Here is an 18,606-nt window from a genome sequence, read left to right as displayed (position 1 = left end):
CTACCTCACGGCCCGGAATGCGCGGCTTGGATCGACGTCAGCTCGAAACCGATTGCGGAGTCCCATCGAACTGGCAGTTCACCAGATCGCATTCCGGGCCCAGACGTACGCCGAATACCTCTTCAACCCCATCGCGAATGTGCGCGGCGAAACTCATTACCTCGGCAGTGGTGGCTCCCCCACGGTTGGTTACCGCAAGCGCATGTTTGCTCGACAACCCCACCGTTCCACGACCCCAGTCACGACCGTATCCAGGGGCGAAGCCGGCGTTGTCGATCAGCCACGCCGCCGAGAGTTTGGTCCCGGCCGGATCCGCGTATTGCGGGCACTCGGCCGCCTGCTCCGGCACCTGAGGGAGCACCGGGTTGATGAAGAACGAGCCGACACTCCACGTGTCGTGATCATCGGTATCCAACACCATCCCGCGAGCCGTGCGCAGCTGCAGTACCGCCTCCCGCACTTCGCGGGCGCCGGCGGCGGTTCCCACCGGCACACCGAGCACTTCGGCCAGCTTGTCGTACTTGATCGGCCTGGACATGACGTCCTTTGCCAACCTGAGACGCAACTCGAGAACGACATATCGACGACTGTGTTTGAACACCGACTGACGATGACTGCCGAACCCGCATTGCTCCGGGCCCCAGACCTCCACGACGTTGCGGTGGCGGTCGAACACGGTGACCGATTCCAAGAACTCGGAGGTCAACGAGCCGTAAGCACCCACATTCTGGACAGGAGTGCCGCCTGCCGAGCCGGGGATACCGGACAAGGTCTCCAACCCGGCCATGCCAGCTTCGAGGGAGAGTCGCACCGCGGTGTCCCAGTGAACCCCGGCAGCGAGAGTCATCCCCTCGTCATCGATGCGGATACCGTCACTCGCCACCCGGACCACCAGCCCGTCGAAGCCCTGATCGCCCACCACAAGGTTCGAGCCACCGCCAACGAGTAGAACTGGCTGCCCAGCAGAGTCCGCTTCGCGAACCACAGATACGAGGTCGTCGGTGGTCGTCACGACCTCGTACGCCTTGGCAGGCCCGCCCAGGCGCATAGTGGTGAGCTCCGACAGCATCGTATTCATGGTCGATCAGACTATCGTGCACGCCTACGGCGCACCGGCGGCGGTCAGGCAGAGGCTCTGATCTGCTCGATCGCTCGTTGCCGAGCTCTTTCCACGATCAGGTCCCGGTCCTGCACCGGGATGTCGGCACGAGAAGCCAACCCTGCGACGATCGAGCTGGACCAGCCTCGCTTGTCCCCACGGCGGATGGCGTAGGTCTCGAAGAACAGCTCCACGTCCCACTCGTTAGACTTCTCCGTCAGGTACTCCTGGCCGAACCAGACCAGCGAGTTTCCTAGCTTGTCCTCTGCCAGCAGCACGTTTGACTCGTCTGCCGGAAGTCCCGCAGTAATCAGCAGGTCGACTACGAGATCTGATGCATTCGACGGAGACGTCATCAAAGTCCGTTCTGAGCAGTGAGATTAGAGAGAGGCAACTTCGACAGAGTAGTACGCATGCCGGACCTTGTTCGGATCCACCACGCACGACTGGTGGTCGTGCCGGACCTGTGCGAACGATTACACGAATCATCCGTACAGGTCCGAGACATCGAAATCTCGACACCGCGACTTCGGCTGCGATGCTTTTCGACGTGTAGATCAGCGGTCAGACCGACGCCTCCTGACGACCCAGACCGCGAGAAGACATACGACCACTATGCCTACAAGCACTGCGATCTCCACCCCTACGACCAGCGCGAGAAGACACACGACCACCGCAATCATGAGGGCGGCTCTTCCTAACCTTGAGTTGGAGTTGCCCTGCTCGACGGGGCGTGCAGACGGGCCTTGATGGCGTTCCCGTTCCTCAGCCTCTTCGTCCTGTACCAGGCGACTCCTGATCTGATCCAGCACGTCCTTCTTCCCCATCTCGTGTGCGTAACTGTCGAGGCTCCAGGCGATGTTGATCGGGTCCGCACCCCGGCGTCGAGCCCCCCGTGCAGCGCGCATCAGATCGTCCAGTTGGTCTCCATCACTTGAGGGAATCCATCCCGCAGGCAGCGCCCACAGGTGGCCCTTGACCTCCGTCTCGAATGACTCGTCTCCGACGAAATTCCGCATGCGAGGCCTCCTTGTCCGGGCACATTGAGCCCTGCTCGTCCAGACTCCCACGGTGAGGGCTCAATATTGATCGACTGACGGATGGCTGCGCTGCCCGCCAGACGCAGTCTTCGCACCCGACGGCCATGTTCATCCGCCGGATCGACGAGCACAGCCCGCCACCGACGATCGATCTAGACCGCGGCGGGTACCGCTGTGTTGCGGTATCCACTGGTGAGGCTGCGCTACTACCCGCGACTATCGGCGGCCAATTCGGGGCGGCGGGAATCGCGCTGAGCGCTTGCGGAAATGAAGTCTGGTCCGGCTTATTCGGGCGAGAGCCCGACGGCGTTCGAAAGCGTGTTTGGCGATCGCTAGCCGCAGCAGCGCTGTTGTACCGAATTGCAGGTACGAAAGTCGTTCGAGGCCTAGCCGTTGTCGGCGGCGCGTTGGTACCAGGTTTCGGCGTCGTCGAGCCGCCCTTGCTGCTGGAACAGGACACCGAGGTTGAACATGGCGCCGGTGTGGCCGAGATCGGCGGCGCGGCGCCACCAGGTTTCGGCGTCGTCGAGCTGCCCTTGCTGCTGGAACAGGACACCGAGGTTGAACATGGCGCCGGTGTGGCCGAGATCGGCGGCGCGGCGCCACCAGGTTTCGGCGTCGTCGAGCTGCCCTTGCTGCTGGAACAGCACACCGAAGTTGAACGCGGCGCCAATGTGACCGTTGTCGGTGGCGCGTTGGTACCAGGTGAGGGCGTCGTCGAGCTCGCCCTGTTCCTGGAACAGAGCGCCGAGGTTGAACATCGCGTTGGTGTCACCGTTGTCGGCGGCGCGGCGCCACCAGGTTTTGGCGTCGTCGAGCTCGCCCTGTTCCTGGAGCCGTCCGCCAAGGTTGTACATGGCGTTGGTATCGCCATTGTCGGCGGCGCGGCGCCACCAGATTTCGGCATCGTCGGACTCGCCCTGTTCCGCGAGCAGGGCGCCGAGGTTGTACATGGCGTTGGGGTGATCGTTGTCGGCGGCGCGGCGCCACCAGATTTCGGCGTCCTCGACTTTGCCCCGTTCGTGGAGCAGCGCGCCGAAGTTGTACATGGCATTGGTGTTACCGTTTTCGGCGGCGCGTTGGTACCAGGTTTCGGCGTCGTCGAGCTGCCCCTGCTTCTGGAACAGCACACCGAGGTTGAGCGCGGCGCCGGTGTGGCCGAGATCGGTGGCGCGGCGCCACCAGGTTTCGGCGTCGTCGAGCTGCCCTTGCTTCTGGAACAAGACACCGAGGTTGTACATGGCGAGGGTGTGATCGTTTTCGGCGGCGCGTTGGTACCAGGTTTGGGCGTCGTCGGGTTTGGCCCGTTCTTCGAGCAGGATGCCAAGGTTGTACATGGCGTTGGTGTGGCCAAGGTCGGCGGCCTGACGCCACCAGGTTTCGGCGTCGTCGAGCTTCCCCCGTTCTTGGAGCAGGATGCCAAGGTTGTACATGGCGTTGGTGTGGCCGTTGTCGGCGGCGCGGTGGTACCAGGTTTGGGCGTTGTCGAGCTCGCCCCGCTGCTTGAGCAGGACACCGAGGTTGCTCATGGCGTTGGTGTCACCGTTGTCGGCGGCGCGGTGGTACCAGGTGTACGCGTCGTCGAGCTCGCCCCGTTCCTGGAGCAGGACACCGAGGTTGCTCATGGCGTTGGTGTCACCGTTGTCGGCGGCGCGGCGCCACCAGATTTCGGCGTCGTCGAGCTCGCCCCGCTGCTTGAGTAGGATCCCGAGGTTGTGCATGGCGTTGGTGTGGCCAAGGTCGGCGGCGCGGCGGAGCAGCGTATGCGCAGTGGTGGGTAAGCCGCGGTAATCAGCACTGACGCCGACCGCGTCGAGAGTTTCGGCATCGGCGTCTGCGGTGGCTCGCTCCCAGTAGGTCTCCGGTATCGGACGGTCGGCGGTGTCGTCGGCGGCGACGAGATAGTCGAATGGTCGGTAACCTCGGGTTCTGGGATCGGTGAGCCATTTCGAGTCGATCGCGGCTGTATCTCCAGCGCCTTCATAGGGCAGACGAGCTGCGGCGAGCGCCACAGCGAGGTCGTCATCGGTGATGTCATAGGCGCTGTACCGGGTATCGATCACCTCATGGGCCATCGCGATGACATGGTCGTGCGGGATTCGGTCGACACGCCCGATACGTGCCCAGTCGATGACGACCCCGACCACTGCGGTGAACGCGACGGTCTGGCGGGAAACCCGCCCTGCTCGATGACCGCGGCGATAGTGTGCCAGCAATGCCGGGGCGCCGACAAGCATCTCGGCGAGCCCGTACCGTGTGAGATCCAGCGATGGATACAACCTCGCCGCGGCGGCCTGCTCGATCGAGTCAGCGCTCGTTGGTGCCAGCTCGATCCGCTTTGCTTGTTCGAACACGGTACGTAGGTCGCGGGCGAGCTCACCACCGGCACGTAGCTCGTCGTACTTCTCACTGCGCAGTGTCGCAGCCACTACGGTTCGGTGCCGCCGGGAGGTGAGCGCGGCGAGCAACGTCGGCGTCAACGGTCGCTCTCCGGTGACGAAATCCTCGAGGTCTTCCAACCACACAACCAACGTGTCGACATGGTTCTTGTACTGTTCGCAGCCGGGCAGATCAGCCAGTGATCTGCGGTCCGGGATGACGACCCGTGCTTTGGGCAGTTCACGGCGGAGGGCTTCGAACAGGGTGCGGGACTTTCCTGCTTTCGATGGCCCAATCAACAACACCAACTGTTTACCTGCCAAGGCTGACCTCACCCGCGCATCGACCCGGGCGTGTGTCCGCGGCACATATGGATCGTTTATTCCGTAGGTTTGGCTGTCGCCGAACTCAGACGGTGTGGCCTTCAATCGGTACGGGTCCAACTCGCTGATCATCGGCAGCTCATCGTCCTCACCCCGCAGTTCGAGGAGGTCGACCAATGCCCTGGAGGTTGTAGGACCGTTGATGATTTGGGTCCCCGGCCCGGTGTTGTAGTACTGGGTGCCGCTGCCGGAGTTGTCGATCTGGTCTCGGCCAACGTGGGACAGATCTCCGGCTACACGGACATCGTGGTAGGCGGCGGGCGCGGAAACCGGCGGCTCCGAATGCCGGTCCGCGCCTATCGAGGGTGGGGCGGTGTCTGCCCTACCTCTACGTCTCTAATTACGACTCGGCCTTTGACCTGTACGTCGTGGGCGTCAACGCCGGAAGCACCCTTCGCCCTGATCTTGGTGATCTCGAGGTCGCCAGCCTTGACGCGCGTCAGCTTGACGCCCACCAACTCTGCGACCTCCGGCGCGTACTCGTGAACGACGCGCAGCACGTGTTCGGCTGCGGCCTGCAGTTCACCATCATTTTCGGCACCGGCCTCGACTAGTTCCGCTTCGAGGACATCCTGGCGTTGTACCGATTCCGGTTTCGCTTCCACCATCGCGACATCTACCGAGGCGTACTTGCGGTTTAGCATACCTTTCAACGCCGCGTACGCATCAGTGACCGCTTGCTGGGCGCTACCAGTCAAACCCGCCACCGCGCCGGTTGATACTGCTCCGGCTACTGCCGCGACCACAACGCTCGGATCCATTCGCCGGCCTCCATCTCGACACCGATACCGGCGCAAAAGAACACAAGGTCGGCCGGAAACTCCGACCCTACACAGGGTTTCGTACCGCTGGGGGACATGTCCGTGGGGCAATAATCTGGCTCGACGTCGCCCGCTAACCAACATGGCTCAAGAGATCACTGCACCGAACACGCCCGAGTCTCTGTAATGTCCAATAAGGCGGCTATGGGGACCCCCGCCCGCGTCGCCAAATTCGGGTCCTGGCGTACCTCAAGAACGGCATCACGACACCTGGCGGCACCTGTCGGTCGCTCCCAGCGGCACTGACGCGCCGCCGGATCTTCCCTGCGGCATCCGCGAACTCCAGTGTGAGGACCGGATGAAAAACCAGCGTCGTGACGGCGCAGGCGAATACTCTTGCCTCCAGCTCTCTGCGATGTGGCCGGTCGAGTGTGACCGAGAGTCGGCCCGCCGCCACATCGGAGGGCCAGTCGCGCAGGGCGTCGAGGTAGACCGCCGCCCTCAAATACATTCGACAGAAGTTGCGGAACGACCAGCGGGGTACGCGCTGGACCGCGACGTCCACCAGGTAGGGCGCCGAGAAGAAGTCCGCCGCGACCTGCGCCTCCGACGCCAGCAGTCGTCGATATTGTGCGAACGTCGCCGATTGGCGCTTGGCGGCCGATATCCGCACGATGCGTTCGGCGCCTTCAAGCACAGTCGACCGCAGTCGCGGTGTGTGCTCGGTGGCGTCGAGGAACAGCGCGAGAGCCGGGTATAGTTCCGGCGCCACAAGCGATTCCGCGTCATCGGCTGAGGCCGCGACGGCCATCCGAGCCAGCGCCATCACCCGCCGAACCTCGGCGAGCGCGACCTCGAAGTCCTCAGACTCGTCCAGCGCCGTGTCACCCCACGTCGCAAGCGCGAACACCCGCCGGGCGCGTTCGTCGGTGACCGCGTCCACCGGCAGGCCCGACCGCACCGCCACGCGCCGGACCGCGCGCAGCGGGCGAAGATACCAAGCGCTCATCACCGCCGCGTATTCCTCGGCCGAGACCACTCGAACCGAACCTTTCGTCAATCGCAGCACTCCGAGCCATCGCAACAATCGTCGGGGACCGGGTCACAGCCACCGTCGCACGCGTCGTCCAGCGACCAGCTCAGTCGTGCGACCCCGCACACCATGAGAGTTGCCAATGGTCCAGCTCCCGCCCGGCGGCGCCGTGAGCGAATGGCATCGTCGGTGTCCTCGAACGTCCGACGCACCGACGACGACACCGAATGCACGAGCATCTGATGCACCAATTCCGTGTCGTAGGCTTGCAGGCTTCGCGAGGCGAGGTCGATCTCCTCGCTCGCCCGCTCGCACAGTGCCCTGGCCGCGTCAACTCCGGTCCCTGTCGCGTCCAACGGGTTCCAGGCTCCCCGCGCTCTGTCGGTTGACAGATCGTCGACGGCGTCGAGGAGATGCGCGACTCGACCGAAGGCCCGGCCCATGCGAGTCAGCGCCTCGGTATTGTCCGCCAGCCCGGTGAGCACGGCCGTATGGGCGAAAGCCGCCGCCGTTGCCTGTTCAGTGGGCGCTGTCACCGCGGTGATCGGCGTCCCAGCGGTCGCTGCCCGCTCGACTGCCTGCTGTTCACGCAGCGCGTCCGCGATCACCCCGGGATGGAACCCCACCGCAGCCGCAGAACGCTCCCCTTGCGCCGCCCATCGCGCGGCCGCGAATCGTGCTGCTGGGACGAGGAGTCCGGGAAGCTGCTTATCCTCGACATGATCTTGTGTCCGTGCAGTCGCCAGCAGCAGGGAGACTGACGCCGCCAGCTTCGCGCCGTCACCGTGTGTGACCGAGGCGGGCCGCATCCCCCGGAGCGGACAACGACCCGCCATACGCCGCGGTGCGCCCGCCGGGGTCTGCGCGTCCACGAGCGCCGAGATCACGATCGCGTCGTAGTTGGTAACAACGCGTGCGAACTGTCCGTGCTCGTCACGTAGCGCCAGGCAGAGACCACACAGATGAGATTTCCATGCAGCGTAGGTGTTTTCGCCGAAATGGCTTTGACAAGGACGGATCATCCCGAACATGAACCTGACCCTACGAGCCGATCATCCATTGTGCCGAGTACGTAGTACAAAACTTGGTTTGACTGGGAAAACCTTCAGCACAAGGAATCTCACCGTGCCACAGCCTGGAGCAGAACGAGATCGCGACCGCCGAGAACCGAAGGTAGTGGTCGTTCGTACAAACAAGGGCGTTTGACAAACGACCTTGGGCTCAAGGGGTGACTGCATCACCACGTGGATGCAGTCACCCCTTGAGCCCAAGAACGTTTACCGAACACCCGCCCCAGCGGCGCCACCGACGGTGGACCGCCTGGCGCGAACGTTCGGAAACCCGTACGCGCTCACCGTCGACCGCGGTCTTACTGCAAGAACAGGATGGCCGCCGAGACCGAAGTCTCGGTGGCCATCAGCGCCCTGACCGGAACCTAGTGCAGGTCCCGGCTACTGGCTCGTTCCGGACTCGATCCGGTGCTGCTCAACCACGTCGTCGTATTCCTCCCGACGGTCCGCGGTCATATCGTCCTCGGCGTCGATGCTGAGGCTCCACGGGATCGGGCACGGCGGGGCATGGTCCGGGTCGGGGCACAACAGTCGCTCGATCTGTTCGGCGAGCGCACGTGCTTCCGTCTCCGAGGCGATGACGCCCAGACGGATCTCCCACAACCGTTTCTCGTCCGGCATCTATCAGATCTCCTTGCAGTGGCGCTTGTAGTAGCCCTGCGGCACCTTCTTGTCCGCATCCTTCTTCGCATCGGCGACCGCGGCCGGCTTCGTCTTGCCGGAGCCGGTGCCGGTGATGTACCCGGTGGCCTCACCCCCGTGCTTGACCAACTGGCACTTCACCGTAGCGGTGTGCCGTGCGACCGGGTCGGCCTGGACCACGTTGGGCACCGCAGCCGTGGGCTGCGCCGACGCCGTGGCCGATCCGACCATCCCGGCTCCGACTGCCAGCGGCAGGGCAATGGCGACGATCAGCTTTCGCACGTGCATGTGAATTTCCTCCCCGAAGTGGCCGAATCCTCCTGTTCCGGCCTACATACGGTTGGACGCGGGCTACCCCGGTTCGGTTCCCATGATCTTGAAAAACTTTCGGGGACAGATGTTCTGAGCGAAATGGGCAGCTCGGCACCGTGGAAAAGTACTGCGGCTACCGGTGATGCACGGCGGAGTAAGACCGCGGGACGCCGGGTCAGTGCTGCTGCCAGTGGCGCTGCAGCTGACGCTGGTAGTTCTCGATCGGCTCGGAACCTGCGTGTATGAATCCCGAGCCGGGGGTGTGGGTTCCGGTGCGCACTACGAGTGCTGCCAGAGACAGTTCGTCCCGTTCGATGCAATCCCACGTCAGGGCATCGAGCAGTCCGCCGAGGCGGCGGTAGGGATACAAGCCGCCGATCGCGGCGGACAGTCCCTTGTATGTGAGAGTTTGCCCGGTGCACGCCGTGGCTATCAATGCCGCGCGCGCCCGGATCGCTGCGGCCATCAAGCGGTCGTTGACCAGAACCGGACTATCTGGCCGCCACTTGAAGTTCAACCGGTCGCCGACGGCGAAGGTCATCGGTGCGTACGCGATGTCGTTGGGCATGCCGGTGATGTCGTCGGCGGCTGGTCTGGTGTTTCGCAGACAGTGCGGGAGGTGGCCTACGGTGCGGCACGCAGGTAGGCGTAGACGGTTTCGCGGCTGATGCCGAAGTCGTTGGCCAGCTTAGATTTTGGTTCGCCAGCGGCGGCTCGGTCGCGCAGCTGGGTGATCTGCTCGGCGGCCAGGGCGGGTTTGCGGCCCTTGTAGGCGCCGCGGGCTTTAGCCGCGGCGATGCCTTCGCGTTGGCGTTCCAGGATCAAGGAACGCTCGAATTCGGCGAAGGCGCCCATCATGCTCAGCAGCAGGGTGGCCATCGGGGTGTCCTCGCCGGTGAAAGTCAGGCTCTCCTTGACGAACTCGACGCGCACGCCCTTGGCGGTCAAGGTGCGCACGAGACCGCGGAGGTCGTCGAGATTGCGGGCGAGGCGATCCATGGAATGCACCACCACGGTGTCACCGACGCGGACGAAGCCGAGCATCTCCTCGAGGGCGGGGCGAGTGGCGTCCTTACCGGAAGCCTTGTCGACGAAGGTGCGTTCGACATCGATGCCGTCGAGCTGACGAATGGTGTTCTGGTCCAGGGTCGAGACTCTGATGTAGCCGACGCGCACCGCGGTATCCCCCGTCTTGTCCGGATTGGCGCCGAAGCACCCGGCTGTCAGGATGAAATCTAAGAACTAACCGGACAAGTGTCAAGAAAATCGTATACCGACTCTATTCGGACGCGAAACGGTTCGGTCGCGAGCGTCTAGTTGGGGTGTACCCCAAAATGACGTCTCGCGGCGGCTCGCGATGAGGTCAGCCATTCCAGAACTGCAGAACAGCAAGGAAGTCTCGCAATGCCTGTGTGGACGAGTGTTCGAGGCCCAAATTTCGTTCGCGTCCGGCGAGAATCTGTTCATACAGGATGATCGCTTTGCCGACCAGCCCCGCCGACCAGTAGGCGCCGGCGAGGTTGTTGCGGGAGGCCAGGGTGTCGGGGTGGTCTTCGCCCAGGACGCGCTCACGATCGGTGAGGGTGCGCTGGTACAGCGGGATCGCTTCGGCGACTCGTCCCGCTGACTGGTAGGCGAGAGCGAGGTTGTTGCGGGAGGTCAAGGTCGAGGGGTGGTCTTCGCCCAGGACGCGCTCACTGTCGGTGAGGGTGCGCTCGTGAAGCGGGATCGCTTCACGGACTCGTCCCGCTGACTGGTAGGCGCTGGCGAGGTTGTTGCGGGAGGCCAGGGTGTCGGGGTGGTCTTCGCCCAGGACGCGCTCACGATCGGTGAGGGTGCGCTGGTACAGCGGGATCGCTTCGGCGACTCGTCCCGCCGACTCGTAGGCGCCGGCGAGGTTGTTGCGGGAGGTCAAGGTCGAGGGGTGGTCTTCGCCCAGGACGCGCTCACGATCGGTGAGGGTGCGCTGGTACAGCGGGATCGCTTCGGCGACTCGTCCCGCCGACTTGTAGGCGCTGGCGAGGTTGTTGCGGGAGGCCAGGGTGTCGGGGTGGTCTTCGCCCAGGACGCGCTCACTGTCGGTGAGGGTGCGCTCGTACACCGGGATCGCTTCACGGACTCGTCCCGCTGACTGGTAGGCGAGAGCGAGGTTGTTGCGGGAGGTCAAGGTCGAGGGGTGGTCCGTGCCCAGGACGCGCTCACTGTCGGTGAGGGTGCGCTCGTGAAGCGGGATCGCTTCGGCGACTCGTCCCGCCGACTCGTAGGCGCCGGCGAGGTTGTTGCGGGAGGCCAGGGTGTTGGGGTGGTCTTCGCCCAGGACGCGCTCACTGTCGGTGAGGGTGCGCTCGTACAGCGGGATCGCTTCGGCGACTCGTCCCGCCGACTCGTAGGCGCTGGCGAGGTTGTTGCGGGAGGCCAGGGTGTTGGGGTGGTCTTCGCCCAGGACGCGCTCACTGTCGGTGAGGGTGCGCTCGTACAGCGGGATCGCTTCGGCGACTCGTCCCGCCGACTCGTAGGCGCTGGCGAGGTTGTTGCGGGAGGCCAGGGTGTTGGGGTGGTCCGTGCCCAGAACGCGCTCACGATCGGTGACGGCGATCTGCAGGTGGGTCAGAGCGTTGACGTGCAGGCCCTGACCGTTCAGGAACAGACCTGTGAGGTTGCGGATCGCTGCGAGGGTGGCCGTGACGGAGTCCTTGCCTGCGGTGGTGTGGCTGGTGAGGGCGTCGATATGCGGCAGCAGGGCCCGCCAGGCCGGCCACGCCGCCGGGTTCTGCCAGTCGGGCAGCCTCGTGTGGAGGGTTTCGATCGCCCGGTGGTGGGCGTGTTCGATCGCTTCGGGTCGGCGGTGTGGGTCGGTGGTGTCGGGGGTGCGGGCGACGGTTTGTACGAGTCGGTGGATCGACAGGCTCTCGCTGCCGAGGTGGGGGGTGATCAAGCTGTAGGCGGCCAGCACCGCGAGTGTGGCCGCGCCATCCGTCTCGACACCGCTGTCGTCATCGTTGTTGATGTTGTGGCAGAGGGTGATCGGGATCCGGTCGGATGCGTACCAGGCCAGCACTTGTAGGAGTTCGACCGCGGCCGGGTCGATGTCGGCGATCCGGTCCAGGGTGACCCGCCAGATCCGGGCGATGGTCCGCTTCGGATCAGCCCCGACCGCGGACCGGTCCATGGTGGGGCCGGGTTGGTCGGTCAGTTTCTTCAGGTAGCCGCGAATGGTGGTGAATCGGTCCTGCCCCAGATACGCGCCTGCCTGCTCGATCGCCAGCGGCAGATACCCCAACGCCGCACACAACTCCGCCACCCCGTCCAGGTCACGGGGCCCGAGCGCGGTCGCCAACCCCACCAACAAGTGTTCGGCTTCCTCCGCCGACAGCACGTCCAGGGACAGGACGGTCGCGCCGGGCTGCCACGGAAAGGAGAGGCGGCCGGTGATCACCACCCGTCCCTTCCCCCGGACCCTGGCTGAGAGGGTCGCGATGTCGGCGGGGTTCTCGACGTTGTCCAGGACCAGCAACCACCCGGTATGGGTGGCCAGCCACTGCATCCCGCGTTCGGCCAGATCCGGCACCGTCAACACCTCGGCCAGCATCGGCTGCAACCGGGTCCCGAACTCGGCCAAGCCTTGTTCCACGTTCTGGGCGGTATCGGCACGAATCCATACCACCGGCCAGGTACCGTGTGCCCAGGTGGCGATCCACTGCGCGACCAGGCTGGACTTACCCACCCCACCCAAACCGTGCACCGCCGCCACCACCACCTGCTCACCGTCCCCAGACAGGGCGGTATCGAGTCGTGTGAGTTCGCTGGTGCGGCCGACGAACCAGGGCGGGGGCGCGTCCGGGTTGTCGATCCCGGGCGGGGCGTCGACCTCGGCCAACGGCTTGAACGCTTCCGGAGGAATCGGCCGAGCCTGACCTGCGGTCGGGGGCGGTTGCGGCTCAGCCGACCCGGTGTCGTCGGTGCCGGTGCCCGGTCGTGAGTGCTTCGCTGCCCGATACAGGCCGCACCAATAGTCGTGTAGCTCTGGCGAGAGGGACTGGGCGCGCCCGTTTCGCTCGTTATACATCACCCGGACCACACCCAACAGCTGGTCGGGGGCCGGGGGCAGGCTTCCCTTGTTCACCCACTGGCTGAACGCCTTCACCGTGATCTCTTGGGGAGGGGAATACGCCCGGGGGCGGACTCCCTTGCCGCGAGCGGCCACCTCTGCGTCCCGGTGGGCTCGTTGGGCGTCGTGACGCAGGATCTTGTTGGCCTTCTCGACAATCACCGGGTTGGTGAGACCGGCCACTTCGTCACGCAGGGCCCGCAGCGCGGCAGACAGTTCGGCGCGCCCCTTGCTGGCGGTGACCACGTGCCCCTGCTCTCCTTGCCTCTGGGATGCCTCCGGCGAAAGACCAAGTGTGCCCGACACATCCCCGCTCCGGTCAGCCAATTCCCGGACACAGTCTCTCCCGGGTGCCTCCGGCCTGCCTCCACGCATTTTCCCCAGGTCGAACAGCCCGCACGGTGACGCCATGACCGACCAGGCAGCCACACCCGAACCGAATCCCGCCACCCCGCAACCGAACACGAACCGGCACCGCATCATCGACGCCGCGGCCACAGCTGTCGACACCGCGGCGATCGCACTCGAACTCACCGATCAGCCGCACCTCGCCGCCGCCGCACACCTGACAGCCCTCGCGCTGCGGGCCCTCAACACCTTCCTCGACAACGACAACCCGCCCCGCGGCATCTTCTGAACCGGGCGAGGCATTCGGGGCTGGTACCGAGACACCTCGGTACCAGCCCCGAACCGGCTCACCACGAACCGATCCCCCTGGCAACGATCACCTCTTCTTGTAGTGCAGACGACTCCGGATATCGAAACGAACGTTTGCCGAACGGCGGCCCGTCGGGCCGCGCACCGTCGTGCGGTGTGACAGGTCCTGGCGCTTCCCGCTGCGGTGCCCGGTGTCGGTAAAACGATCGATTCTCGACATCTCATCGACGAGTACTTTTCAGAGCAAGTCCACCTGGGTGACGTACTTCGCTGCGACACCCGGTGGTCCGCACTACCCTTTTCGCCCTTCGTGACGGGCTACCCTGCTGGTAGGCGCGTTACCTTTCGAATAGGGGTTCGCCCATGGCAGGCGAGATCAATATTTTCACCGGGTCGGCGGGCGGATACCGCTGGCACCTCAAAGCGAGCAACGGCGAGATCATCGCTACAAGCCATGCGTTCAGTAGCAAGGCCGCGGTAATCGCCGACATCGAGAAGCTAAAGGCCAACCTCTGTGGTGCCCAGGTCACCGACCGGACTGCTGCAACGAGGAACCCGCACGAAAAACCTCCTTCGGTGGTGAACGTGACACACAACTATCACGGCCCGGTCGTTCAACAGACCGGCGACGGCAACAGCGCCCAGCTGGCCTGGAACAACACCGGCACGGTGAACCAGGGCCAGGCCAACACTGAACAGATCGCGCCGGGCTATGAACAGCTCGCCACCGTGATCACCGACCTGCTGGCCAACCTGCCTGTCGTCGGTTTCGATGACCCCGATGAAGCCGACGTCCGCGAAACCGCCGAAACACTGCTGACCGAGGTCACCCAGAGCGAGCCGAACCAGACCCTGATCCGCCGCGGCGTGGCTGCGCTCAAGGGCTATCTCGCCCAAATCGCCCACGGCGCCGCTGAAGCAGTCACGGAGGAGGCGAGCGAGGTCGCCCGCAGCACCATCGAGGGGCTCAGCGCAGCCCTGCCGTTTTGAGCGGAGGCTGGCGCGCCCGCCGCATCCACGCCAGGTCTGATGCACTTCACCGAGGAAGGGCAGAACGCCATCTTCGGCAGCTGACCTCCATTTACAGAATGCAACAGTCGCCGATTCGTCTGCTACAGCTCAGCTCTGGTGAGTGGCGCACAGACCGCGGCCGCCAGTCGGAATCGCGCACCGCTTCCCGTTGCCCTTGGCCGCACCGCACTGCAGGTCGGCGGCGTGCACGCGACATCGGTTGCGTGCGACGAGCGGCTCGATGGCGCACGGTCGACCGGAGCTCGTCGGTGCCATGCAACGGGTGCTGGTCTGATCGATGACATCGATCCGGGTGGCGATGCGCCGGCTGGTTTGTGTGGCCGCGGCGCGGTTGTGCTGAGCCCGCGCCCGGCGGCTGCATTCGGCGGCCTCGAGATCAGCTCGGTTCGTCCCGGCGTACGGTTCTTCGCCGGTGACCCAGCATCGCGCGGCGTAGGCGGCGATCCCGTCGCGGCTTTGCGCGTGTAGCCAGACGATCTTGCCGAGCCCACGGAACGCAAGATCGTAGGGCTCCTGGTCCGGCTCCCGATGGGCGTAGTACGCGATGTATTCCACGGCGGCGTGGGCCAGCTGTGCACGCTCAGGGATGGTCGGTTTACGACGGGCCATGGCGTCGTACCGTACTGGCGGGCGGCATGGGGCGTCACCAAGCGCACCGATGTTGCCCGAGAACGTAGTTGTCGGGCAACACGCCTCACTCAGATCGGGTCGGGCAGGACCCCGCCCAGGTTCCTCCAGTGCTGCACCAATTCCGGAACGGTCGGCTTGTTCAGCTCCTCGTCAAGATCTTCCCGCAGTTCGGTGGCCTTCGCGGTCATGGCGGCAGCGACGCGTTCATCCATGTTCCGCGACTCCTGCTTCCAGCCAGGCATGAGGGTCTCCATCAGATCCTCGTTTGGGAGGTCCTGACTACGCACTGGCGTCTCGGCCAACTTGGCCACGTCGAGCAGCCACGTGAAAGGGACGAGGTCGGTTCCTCGAACGACGATCCCCGTGCTGCAGGGAATCCCGAATCGAAGCGCCAGGCGTACGACCGTCGAGTGAAATCCGAACTGTTCGACCGGCCCCCAGTTGAACAACGCCATGTCCGGTTCGCCGTACTCGGCCGCAACGTCTGCAAAATGGTGCGGAAGGTCGACCCAGTCCACAGTCTGCTGGGGCCGAATCAGATAGAGCATCGAGTACCGCCTTAATCTCTTGGATCAGTTCCGGCTCAACGTACGTGGCGTTCGCCGTCGGTTCAGCCGAGGCTGGTCGGTCTGGGCTTGCCAGTGCCGGTTCAGCGATTCAGGCGTGCGGTCGGTCGGCGGGGGGTGGGGGGACAAATGGCTGCTCGACGGAGAGCATCCGGCGCCGATGTGTCCGGTAGTCGCTGCCGCCCGTGGAGTCGATAGAAATCTCCCGAGCTGTGAGAACCCCCGCGTCGAGAAGCTCGGTGGTCCCGTTCAGCCGCGTGGTCTCCCCTAGACCGTGGAGGTCGTGAAAGCCCTTCTTGCTGAACCAGATCTCCTGCAACGAGGCATCGTGGTTGTAGTGCGACAGAACGCACAGATAAACCGCAAGGCCTGGCCCTTTCAGCTCTCCGATCAACCCCTGCGTCCAGAGCTGGTGCGGCACCCGTACGTAGGACACATTGTTGTCGCGGTAGGGCAGTTCGTAATCGGCCCCGCTACCACTCTCGTCGAGGAGTCGGACAGTGGGCGGTTGCCCGTTCTTTCCGCCTTCCACTGCCAAAAATCCCCGCTCATGCAGCTCGTGCATGGCATTGAGGACTCGCCGGGCACCGGCGGATCCTGGGTCCGGCAGACCCATCAGCTCGGCCCACCACCGAGCCGGACGGGTGGAGTCATGAGGTGGCGCGGCGGCTACCCAGATGACAGACAGCAGCAGCGCAAGGCGGAGTTGTCCACCACGACCGCCTCCCCCCCGCCGGCGCCCGTTTTCGTCGCGGTGACGGCCGTTCATGATCGCGGAGATCGGGCTGGGTTCCCCGTTTGGGCCGGTCTGGAGGAAATCTCGCCTCAGCGGGGCCCCGCGGCGGTACCTCTCGTCGGTTTGCCGACCGTGGTGCCGACGTGCGGCTGCGCCTTTCGGCTGACGCTCAGAAGCTGCGGTCAGCTTCTGAGCGCCTGCCTGGTCAGGCCGAGTCGCAGATCGCCGCCGCATAGTGGTTGGCATAGTGTTGATATTACATCATGCACTGCAAAGCAGCTATGTATAGGCATGCATTCAGGTAGGGTACCGCATTGCGTTCCAGCAGCAAGTTCTGCCAAAAGGGTTGTCGGTCTGGCCATGTGGCGGCTAGTGTCTGTCTAGCGAGGTCGGGGCACGGAGGCATACGGAACCCGTTCGTTGGCCAAGTTCTCGGAGAGCGCCCTCTTTCGGCATCACGAGTCCTGGCATCGTTCGAAAAAAGCCTCGCTGAAGTGGGCAGGGTGCGCGCGCACCCTGCCCACTTCGTATTTCGTCGAGTACAGGCGGTGGCTCGCTGCCACACACCAACTTCACGGACCAGCTCGCGAGAGACCATCGACTCGTACAAGTGATCGCCCTGCACCTACTGCGTGCCGCCGAGGCCGCCTCAAATCAGCTGTCCGGTGACCGACACGGGGCGATCACCGTGGCCCGCTCGGACGGCAGAGCTGGAGTGCGATCGGCGTTGGATGTTCCAGGACAATGGCGAGTAGAACGAACCCACACCGAATCATGAACCCGACTGCGCGACCACGGTTTACGGTGAAGCGCATGAGCGAGGCCACCGCGCCGAAGGAGCTGGCGACAATCCAGCTGAGGACGATGTTCAGTCCGCGCCTGTCGAACATGCTCGGACGGGAGGGGATCTTCACCCTCAGCGATCTGATGACCTACACCCATCACGACCTGGACTTGCTTCCAAGCTTCGGCGTAGGCACGCTGGCCACGATCGACGCCGCGTTGGCCGAGCACGGCCTGCGCCTGGACCGGCACGAGCCTCATCAACCTACCCTGCTCGAAGAGTTCGCCACGGTGCTCGAGCAACGCGACCAGTTGTTGGCGCTGATCGAGCGGATCACCGACGCGGTCGGCACAGTCGAAGGACTCCACGACATCGACACGACGCTAGGCGGCATGGACACCAAGCCCACCGTGCGTCAGGCTTCGACCACCTACCACCGCAACAACCGCCGCTGACCAGGTCGCCCCCCGGCCAGCCCACGACTGTAGGACGATATGAGCGATGGGCCCGAACACCGCGACTTGCCGTGGGGCGCGGACCCGCGCGCGCACTGGACCCCGGAACAACACCAGGACTGGGCCGACGCCGAGCAGGAACTGATCGACCAGGGCTACCGTCCCGCGCAGCCGGTCTGCGAGCTGATCGCGACCGTGCCCATGCCGGGTATCGACCGGTGGAACTGGATCTGCACCGAGTCGAACTTCGAGCTCCCGAACACCACCACGATCGAACGCGAGCTCCTCGGCGCGGAGATGCGCCTGGTCGCCCGCGAAGTCAATGGGCTCGACGACGACGAGGACCGCGCCCACGTCTACGAACTGCGCCGCGCTCGCGGCCGCCTCAACTGAACGGACCGAAGTCCTTTCAGCAGCTGGAGGAGCTCACGGGCCGATGCGGTAACTCGCCTGCGCCAGTATTCGCCCATCGCAGCGAAGGTTTCAGGCTGGACCATGGGCTCGGCGCGCAGCTGGAACGTCACGACCACCCTCTCGGGCGGCACAGTGGGGAGGGCCCCTCGCCCATCTCCGGGCCGTCATCCCCGAGAACCCTTCTTGGGTTCGCTTCCGGCCCAACGCGTCAGGGTGTCGAGTACTTCCAGCGCCGCACGTCGGCGGCTTCTCTTCCTCGACCACACTGCTGGGAGGACGACACCCGTCATCACCAGAATTGCCATGAGTCCCGGCAGGCCGACGAGGATCATCGCCTCTTGCGAGTCACTGGCCAAGATGGTGGCTGTTGCCCCGCCCGCCACTGCGGCTTTCGAGACAACCTTCGCCCAGTGGCTAACGGCTCACGCGGGCCGGGATTGCAACTATGTGCACGACCATTTCCTCCTTCCAGACGCCGCAGCGCTTGGAACCGGTTTTCCAATTG

The 18,606-nt window shown here is 64.7% G+C and carries 19 protein-coding genes; 4 read left to right on the top strand and 15 right to left on the bottom strand.

Annotated elements, in window-relative coordinates:
* Positions 1 to 37: 37 nt before the first annotated feature.
* The 12 genes from QX204_RS34235 to QX204_RS34180 all read right to left on the bottom strand — a co-directional run bounded on the left by QX204_RS34235 (position 38) and on the right by QX204_RS34180 (position 13,073).
* Positions 38 to 1,078 carry a UDP-N-acetylmuramate dehydrogenase gene (locus tag QX204_RS34235; RefSeq protein WP_301908261.1) on the bottom strand — a complete coding sequence of 347 codons (1,041 nt, stop codon included), beginning with the start codon at positions 1,076 to 1,078 and terminating at the stop codon, positions 38 to 40.
* Positions 1,079 to 1,122: 44 nt separating this feature from the next.
* Entirely contained in the window at positions 1,123 to 1,455 is a 333-nt protein-coding gene (locus QX204_RS34230; protein WP_301908260.1) for a hypothetical protein, read from the bottom strand.
* Positions 1,456 to 1,656: 201 nt separating this feature from the next.
* Positions 1,657 to 2,118 carry a hypothetical protein gene (locus tag QX204_RS34225; RefSeq protein ID WP_301908258.1) on the bottom strand — a complete coding sequence of 154 codons (462 nt, stop codon included), beginning with the start codon at positions 2,116 to 2,118 and terminating at the stop codon, positions 1,657 to 1,659.
* Between the two features lie 407 nt (positions 2,119 to 2,525).
* Positions 2,526 to 4,820, bottom strand: a complete 2,295-nt coding sequence (locus QX204_RS34220; protein ID WP_301908257.1) for a tetratricopeptide repeat protein — start codon at positions 4,818 to 4,820, stop codon at positions 2,526 to 2,528.
* 377 nt (positions 4,821 to 5,197) lie between these two features.
* Complete coding sequence (locus tag QX204_RS34215) at positions 5,198 to 5,662, bottom strand: Het-E N-terminal domain-containing protein (protein WP_301908336.1); 465 nt, start codon at positions 5,660 to 5,662, stop codon at positions 5,198 to 5,200.
* A gap of 202 nt (positions 5,663 to 5,864) precedes the next feature.
* Complete coding sequence (locus tag QX204_RS34210; RefSeq protein ID WP_301908335.1) at positions 5,865 to 6,605, bottom strand: hypothetical protein; 741 nt, start codon at positions 6,603 to 6,605, stop codon at positions 5,865 to 5,867.
* A 113-nt stretch (positions 6,606 to 6,718) separates the two neighbouring features.
* Positions 6,719 to 7,726: a DUF5685 family protein gene (locus QX204_RS34205; protein ID WP_301908334.1), complete on the bottom strand. Its 1,008-nt coding sequence runs from the start codon at positions 7,724 to 7,726 to the stop codon at positions 6,719 to 6,721.
* A gap of 420 nt (positions 7,727 to 8,146) precedes the next feature.
* The gene (locus QX204_RS34200; protein ID WP_301908332.1) at positions 8,147 to 8,386 is read right to left on the bottom strand and encodes a hypothetical protein; all 240 of its coding nucleotides are present in this window, start codon (positions 8,384 to 8,386) and stop codon (positions 8,147 to 8,149) included.
* A gap of 3 nt (positions 8,387 to 8,389) precedes the next feature.
* Positions 8,390 to 8,695: a hypothetical protein gene (locus QX204_RS34195; protein WP_301908331.1), complete on the bottom strand. Its 306-nt coding sequence runs from the start codon at positions 8,693 to 8,695 to the stop codon at positions 8,390 to 8,392.
* A 199-nt stretch (positions 8,696 to 8,894) separates the two neighbouring features.
* A complete protein-coding gene (locus QX204_RS34190; RefSeq protein ID WP_301908330.1) occupies positions 8,895 to 9,287 on the bottom strand; it encodes a hypothetical protein in 393 nt (130 codons plus the stop codon).
* Between the two features lie 56 nt (positions 9,288 to 9,343).
* Entirely contained in the window at positions 9,344 to 9,895 is a 552-nt protein-coding gene (locus QX204_RS34185) for a recombinase family protein (RefSeq protein WP_301908328.1), read from the bottom strand.
* Positions 9,896 to 10,082: 187 nt separating this feature from the next.
* Positions 10,083 to 13,073 carry a tetratricopeptide repeat protein gene (locus QX204_RS34180; RefSeq protein WP_301908326.1) on the bottom strand — a complete coding sequence of 997 codons (2,991 nt, stop codon included), beginning with the start codon at positions 13,071 to 13,073 and terminating at the stop codon, positions 10,083 to 10,085.
* A 163-nt stretch (positions 13,074 to 13,236) separates the two neighbouring features.
* Between QX204_RS34180 and QX204_RS34175 the strand changes: the two genes are divergently transcribed.
* Complete coding sequence (locus QX204_RS34175) at positions 13,237 to 13,464, top strand: hypothetical protein (RefSeq protein WP_301908325.1); 228 nt, start codon at positions 13,237 to 13,239, stop codon at positions 13,462 to 13,464.
* A gap of 383 nt (positions 13,465 to 13,847) precedes the next feature.
* Positions 13,848 to 14,474, top strand: coding sequence for a YegP family protein (locus tag QX204_RS34170; RefSeq protein WP_301908324.1), 627 nt, complete (start codon positions 13,848 to 13,850; stop codon positions 14,472 to 14,474).
* 129 nt (positions 14,475 to 14,603) lie between these two features.
* Here the strand turns inward: QX204_RS34170 and QX204_RS34165 are convergent, their stop codons facing one another.
* The 3 genes from QX204_RS34165 to QX204_RS34155 all read right to left on the bottom strand — a co-directional run bounded on the left by QX204_RS34165 (position 14,604) and on the right by QX204_RS34155 (position 16,328).
* Positions 14,604 to 15,125, bottom strand: coding sequence for a hypothetical protein (locus tag QX204_RS34165; RefSeq protein ID WP_301908323.1), 522 nt, complete (start codon positions 15,123 to 15,125; stop codon positions 14,604 to 14,606).
* An 89-nt stretch (positions 15,126 to 15,214) separates the two neighbouring features.
* Positions 15,215 to 15,694 carry a hypothetical protein gene (locus tag QX204_RS34160; protein ID WP_301908321.1) on the bottom strand — a complete coding sequence of 160 codons (480 nt, stop codon included), beginning with the start codon at positions 15,692 to 15,694 and terminating at the stop codon, positions 15,215 to 15,217.
* A 109-nt stretch (positions 15,695 to 15,803) separates the two neighbouring features.
* Positions 15,804 to 16,328 (bottom strand): hypothetical protein, encoded by a 525-nt coding sequence (locus QX204_RS34155; protein ID WP_301908319.1) that lies wholly within the window; start codon positions 16,326 to 16,328, stop codon positions 15,804 to 15,806.
* Between the two features lie 933 nt (positions 16,329 to 17,261).
* Between QX204_RS34155 and QX204_RS34150 the strand changes: the two genes are divergently transcribed.
* A complete protein-coding gene (locus QX204_RS34150) occupies positions 17,262 to 17,687 on the top strand; it encodes a DNA-directed RNA polymerase subunit alpha C-terminal domain-containing protein (protein WP_301908318.1) in 426 nt (141 codons plus the stop codon).
* Positions 17,688 to 17,726: 39 nt separating this feature from the next.
* Entirely contained in the window at positions 17,727 to 18,080 is a 354-nt protein-coding gene (locus QX204_RS34145; RefSeq protein ID WP_301908317.1) for a hypothetical protein, read from the top strand.
* Positions 18,081 to 18,606 lie beyond the last annotated feature (526 nt).

Origin of the sequence: Nocardia sp. PE-7 (assembly GCF_030486425.1) — a bacterium.
Classification (GTDB): Bacteria; Actinomycetota; Actinomycetes; order Mycobacteriales; family Mycobacteriaceae; genus Nocardia; species Nocardia salmonicida_A.
This window is presented reverse-complemented; position numbering and strand designations above follow the sequence as displayed.

Excerpts from the sequence above, each read along its gene's own strand:
- QX204_RS34235 (WP_301908261.1), bottom strand. The coding sequence starts at position 1,078 with ATGAATACGATGCTGTCGGAGCTCACCACTATGCGCCTGGGCGGGCCT.
- QX204_RS34230 (WP_301908260.1), bottom strand. The coding sequence starts at position 1,455 with ATGACGTCTCCGTCGAATGCATCAGATCTCGTAGTCGACCTGCTGATT.
- QX204_RS34225 (WP_301908258.1), bottom strand. The coding sequence starts at position 2,118 with ATGCGGAATTTCGTCGGAGACGAGTCATTCGAGACGGAGGTCAAGGGC.
- QX204_RS34215 (WP_301908336.1), bottom strand. The coding sequence starts at position 5,662 with ATGGATCCGAGCGTTGTGGTCGCGGCAGTAGCCGGAGCAGTATCAACC.
- QX204_RS34205 (WP_301908334.1), bottom strand. The coding sequence starts at position 7,726 with ATGTTCGGGATGATCCGTCCTTGTCAAAGCCATTTCGGCGAAAACACC.
- QX204_RS34200 (WP_301908332.1), bottom strand. The coding sequence starts at position 8,386 with ATGCCGGACGAGAAACGGTTGTGGGAGATCCGTCTGGGCGTCATCGCC.
- QX204_RS34195 (WP_301908331.1), bottom strand. The coding sequence starts at position 8,695 with ATGCACGTGCGAAAGCTGATCGTCGCCATTGCCCTGCCGCTGGCAGTC.
- QX204_RS34190 (WP_301908330.1), bottom strand. The coding sequence starts at position 9,287 with ATGCCCAACGACATCGCGTACGCACCGATGACCTTCGCCGTCGGCGAC.
- QX204_RS34175 (WP_301908325.1), top strand. The coding sequence starts at position 13,237 with ATGACCGACCAGGCAGCCACACCCGAACCGAATCCCGCCACCCCGCAA.
- QX204_RS34170 (WP_301908324.1), top strand. The coding sequence starts at position 13,848 with ATGGCAGGCGAGATCAATATTTTCACCGGGTCGGCGGGCGGATACCGC.
- QX204_RS34165 (WP_301908323.1), bottom strand. The coding sequence starts at position 15,125 with ATGGCCCGTCGTAAACCGACCATCCCTGAGCGTGCACAGCTGGCCCAC.
- QX204_RS34160 (WP_301908321.1), bottom strand. The coding sequence starts at position 15,694 with ATGCTCTATCTGATTCGGCCCCAGCAGACTGTGGACTGGGTCGACCTT.
- QX204_RS34155 (WP_301908319.1), bottom strand. The coding sequence starts at position 16,328 with ATGGGTCTGCCGGACCCAGGATCCGCCGGTGCCCGGCGAGTCCTCAAT.
- QX204_RS34150 (WP_301908318.1), top strand. The coding sequence starts at position 17,262 with ATGAGCGAGGCCACCGCGCCGAAGGAGCTGGCGACAATCCAGCTGAGG.
- QX204_RS34145 (WP_301908317.1), top strand. The coding sequence starts at position 17,727 with ATGAGCGATGGGCCCGAACACCGCGACTTGCCGTGGGGCGCGGACCCG.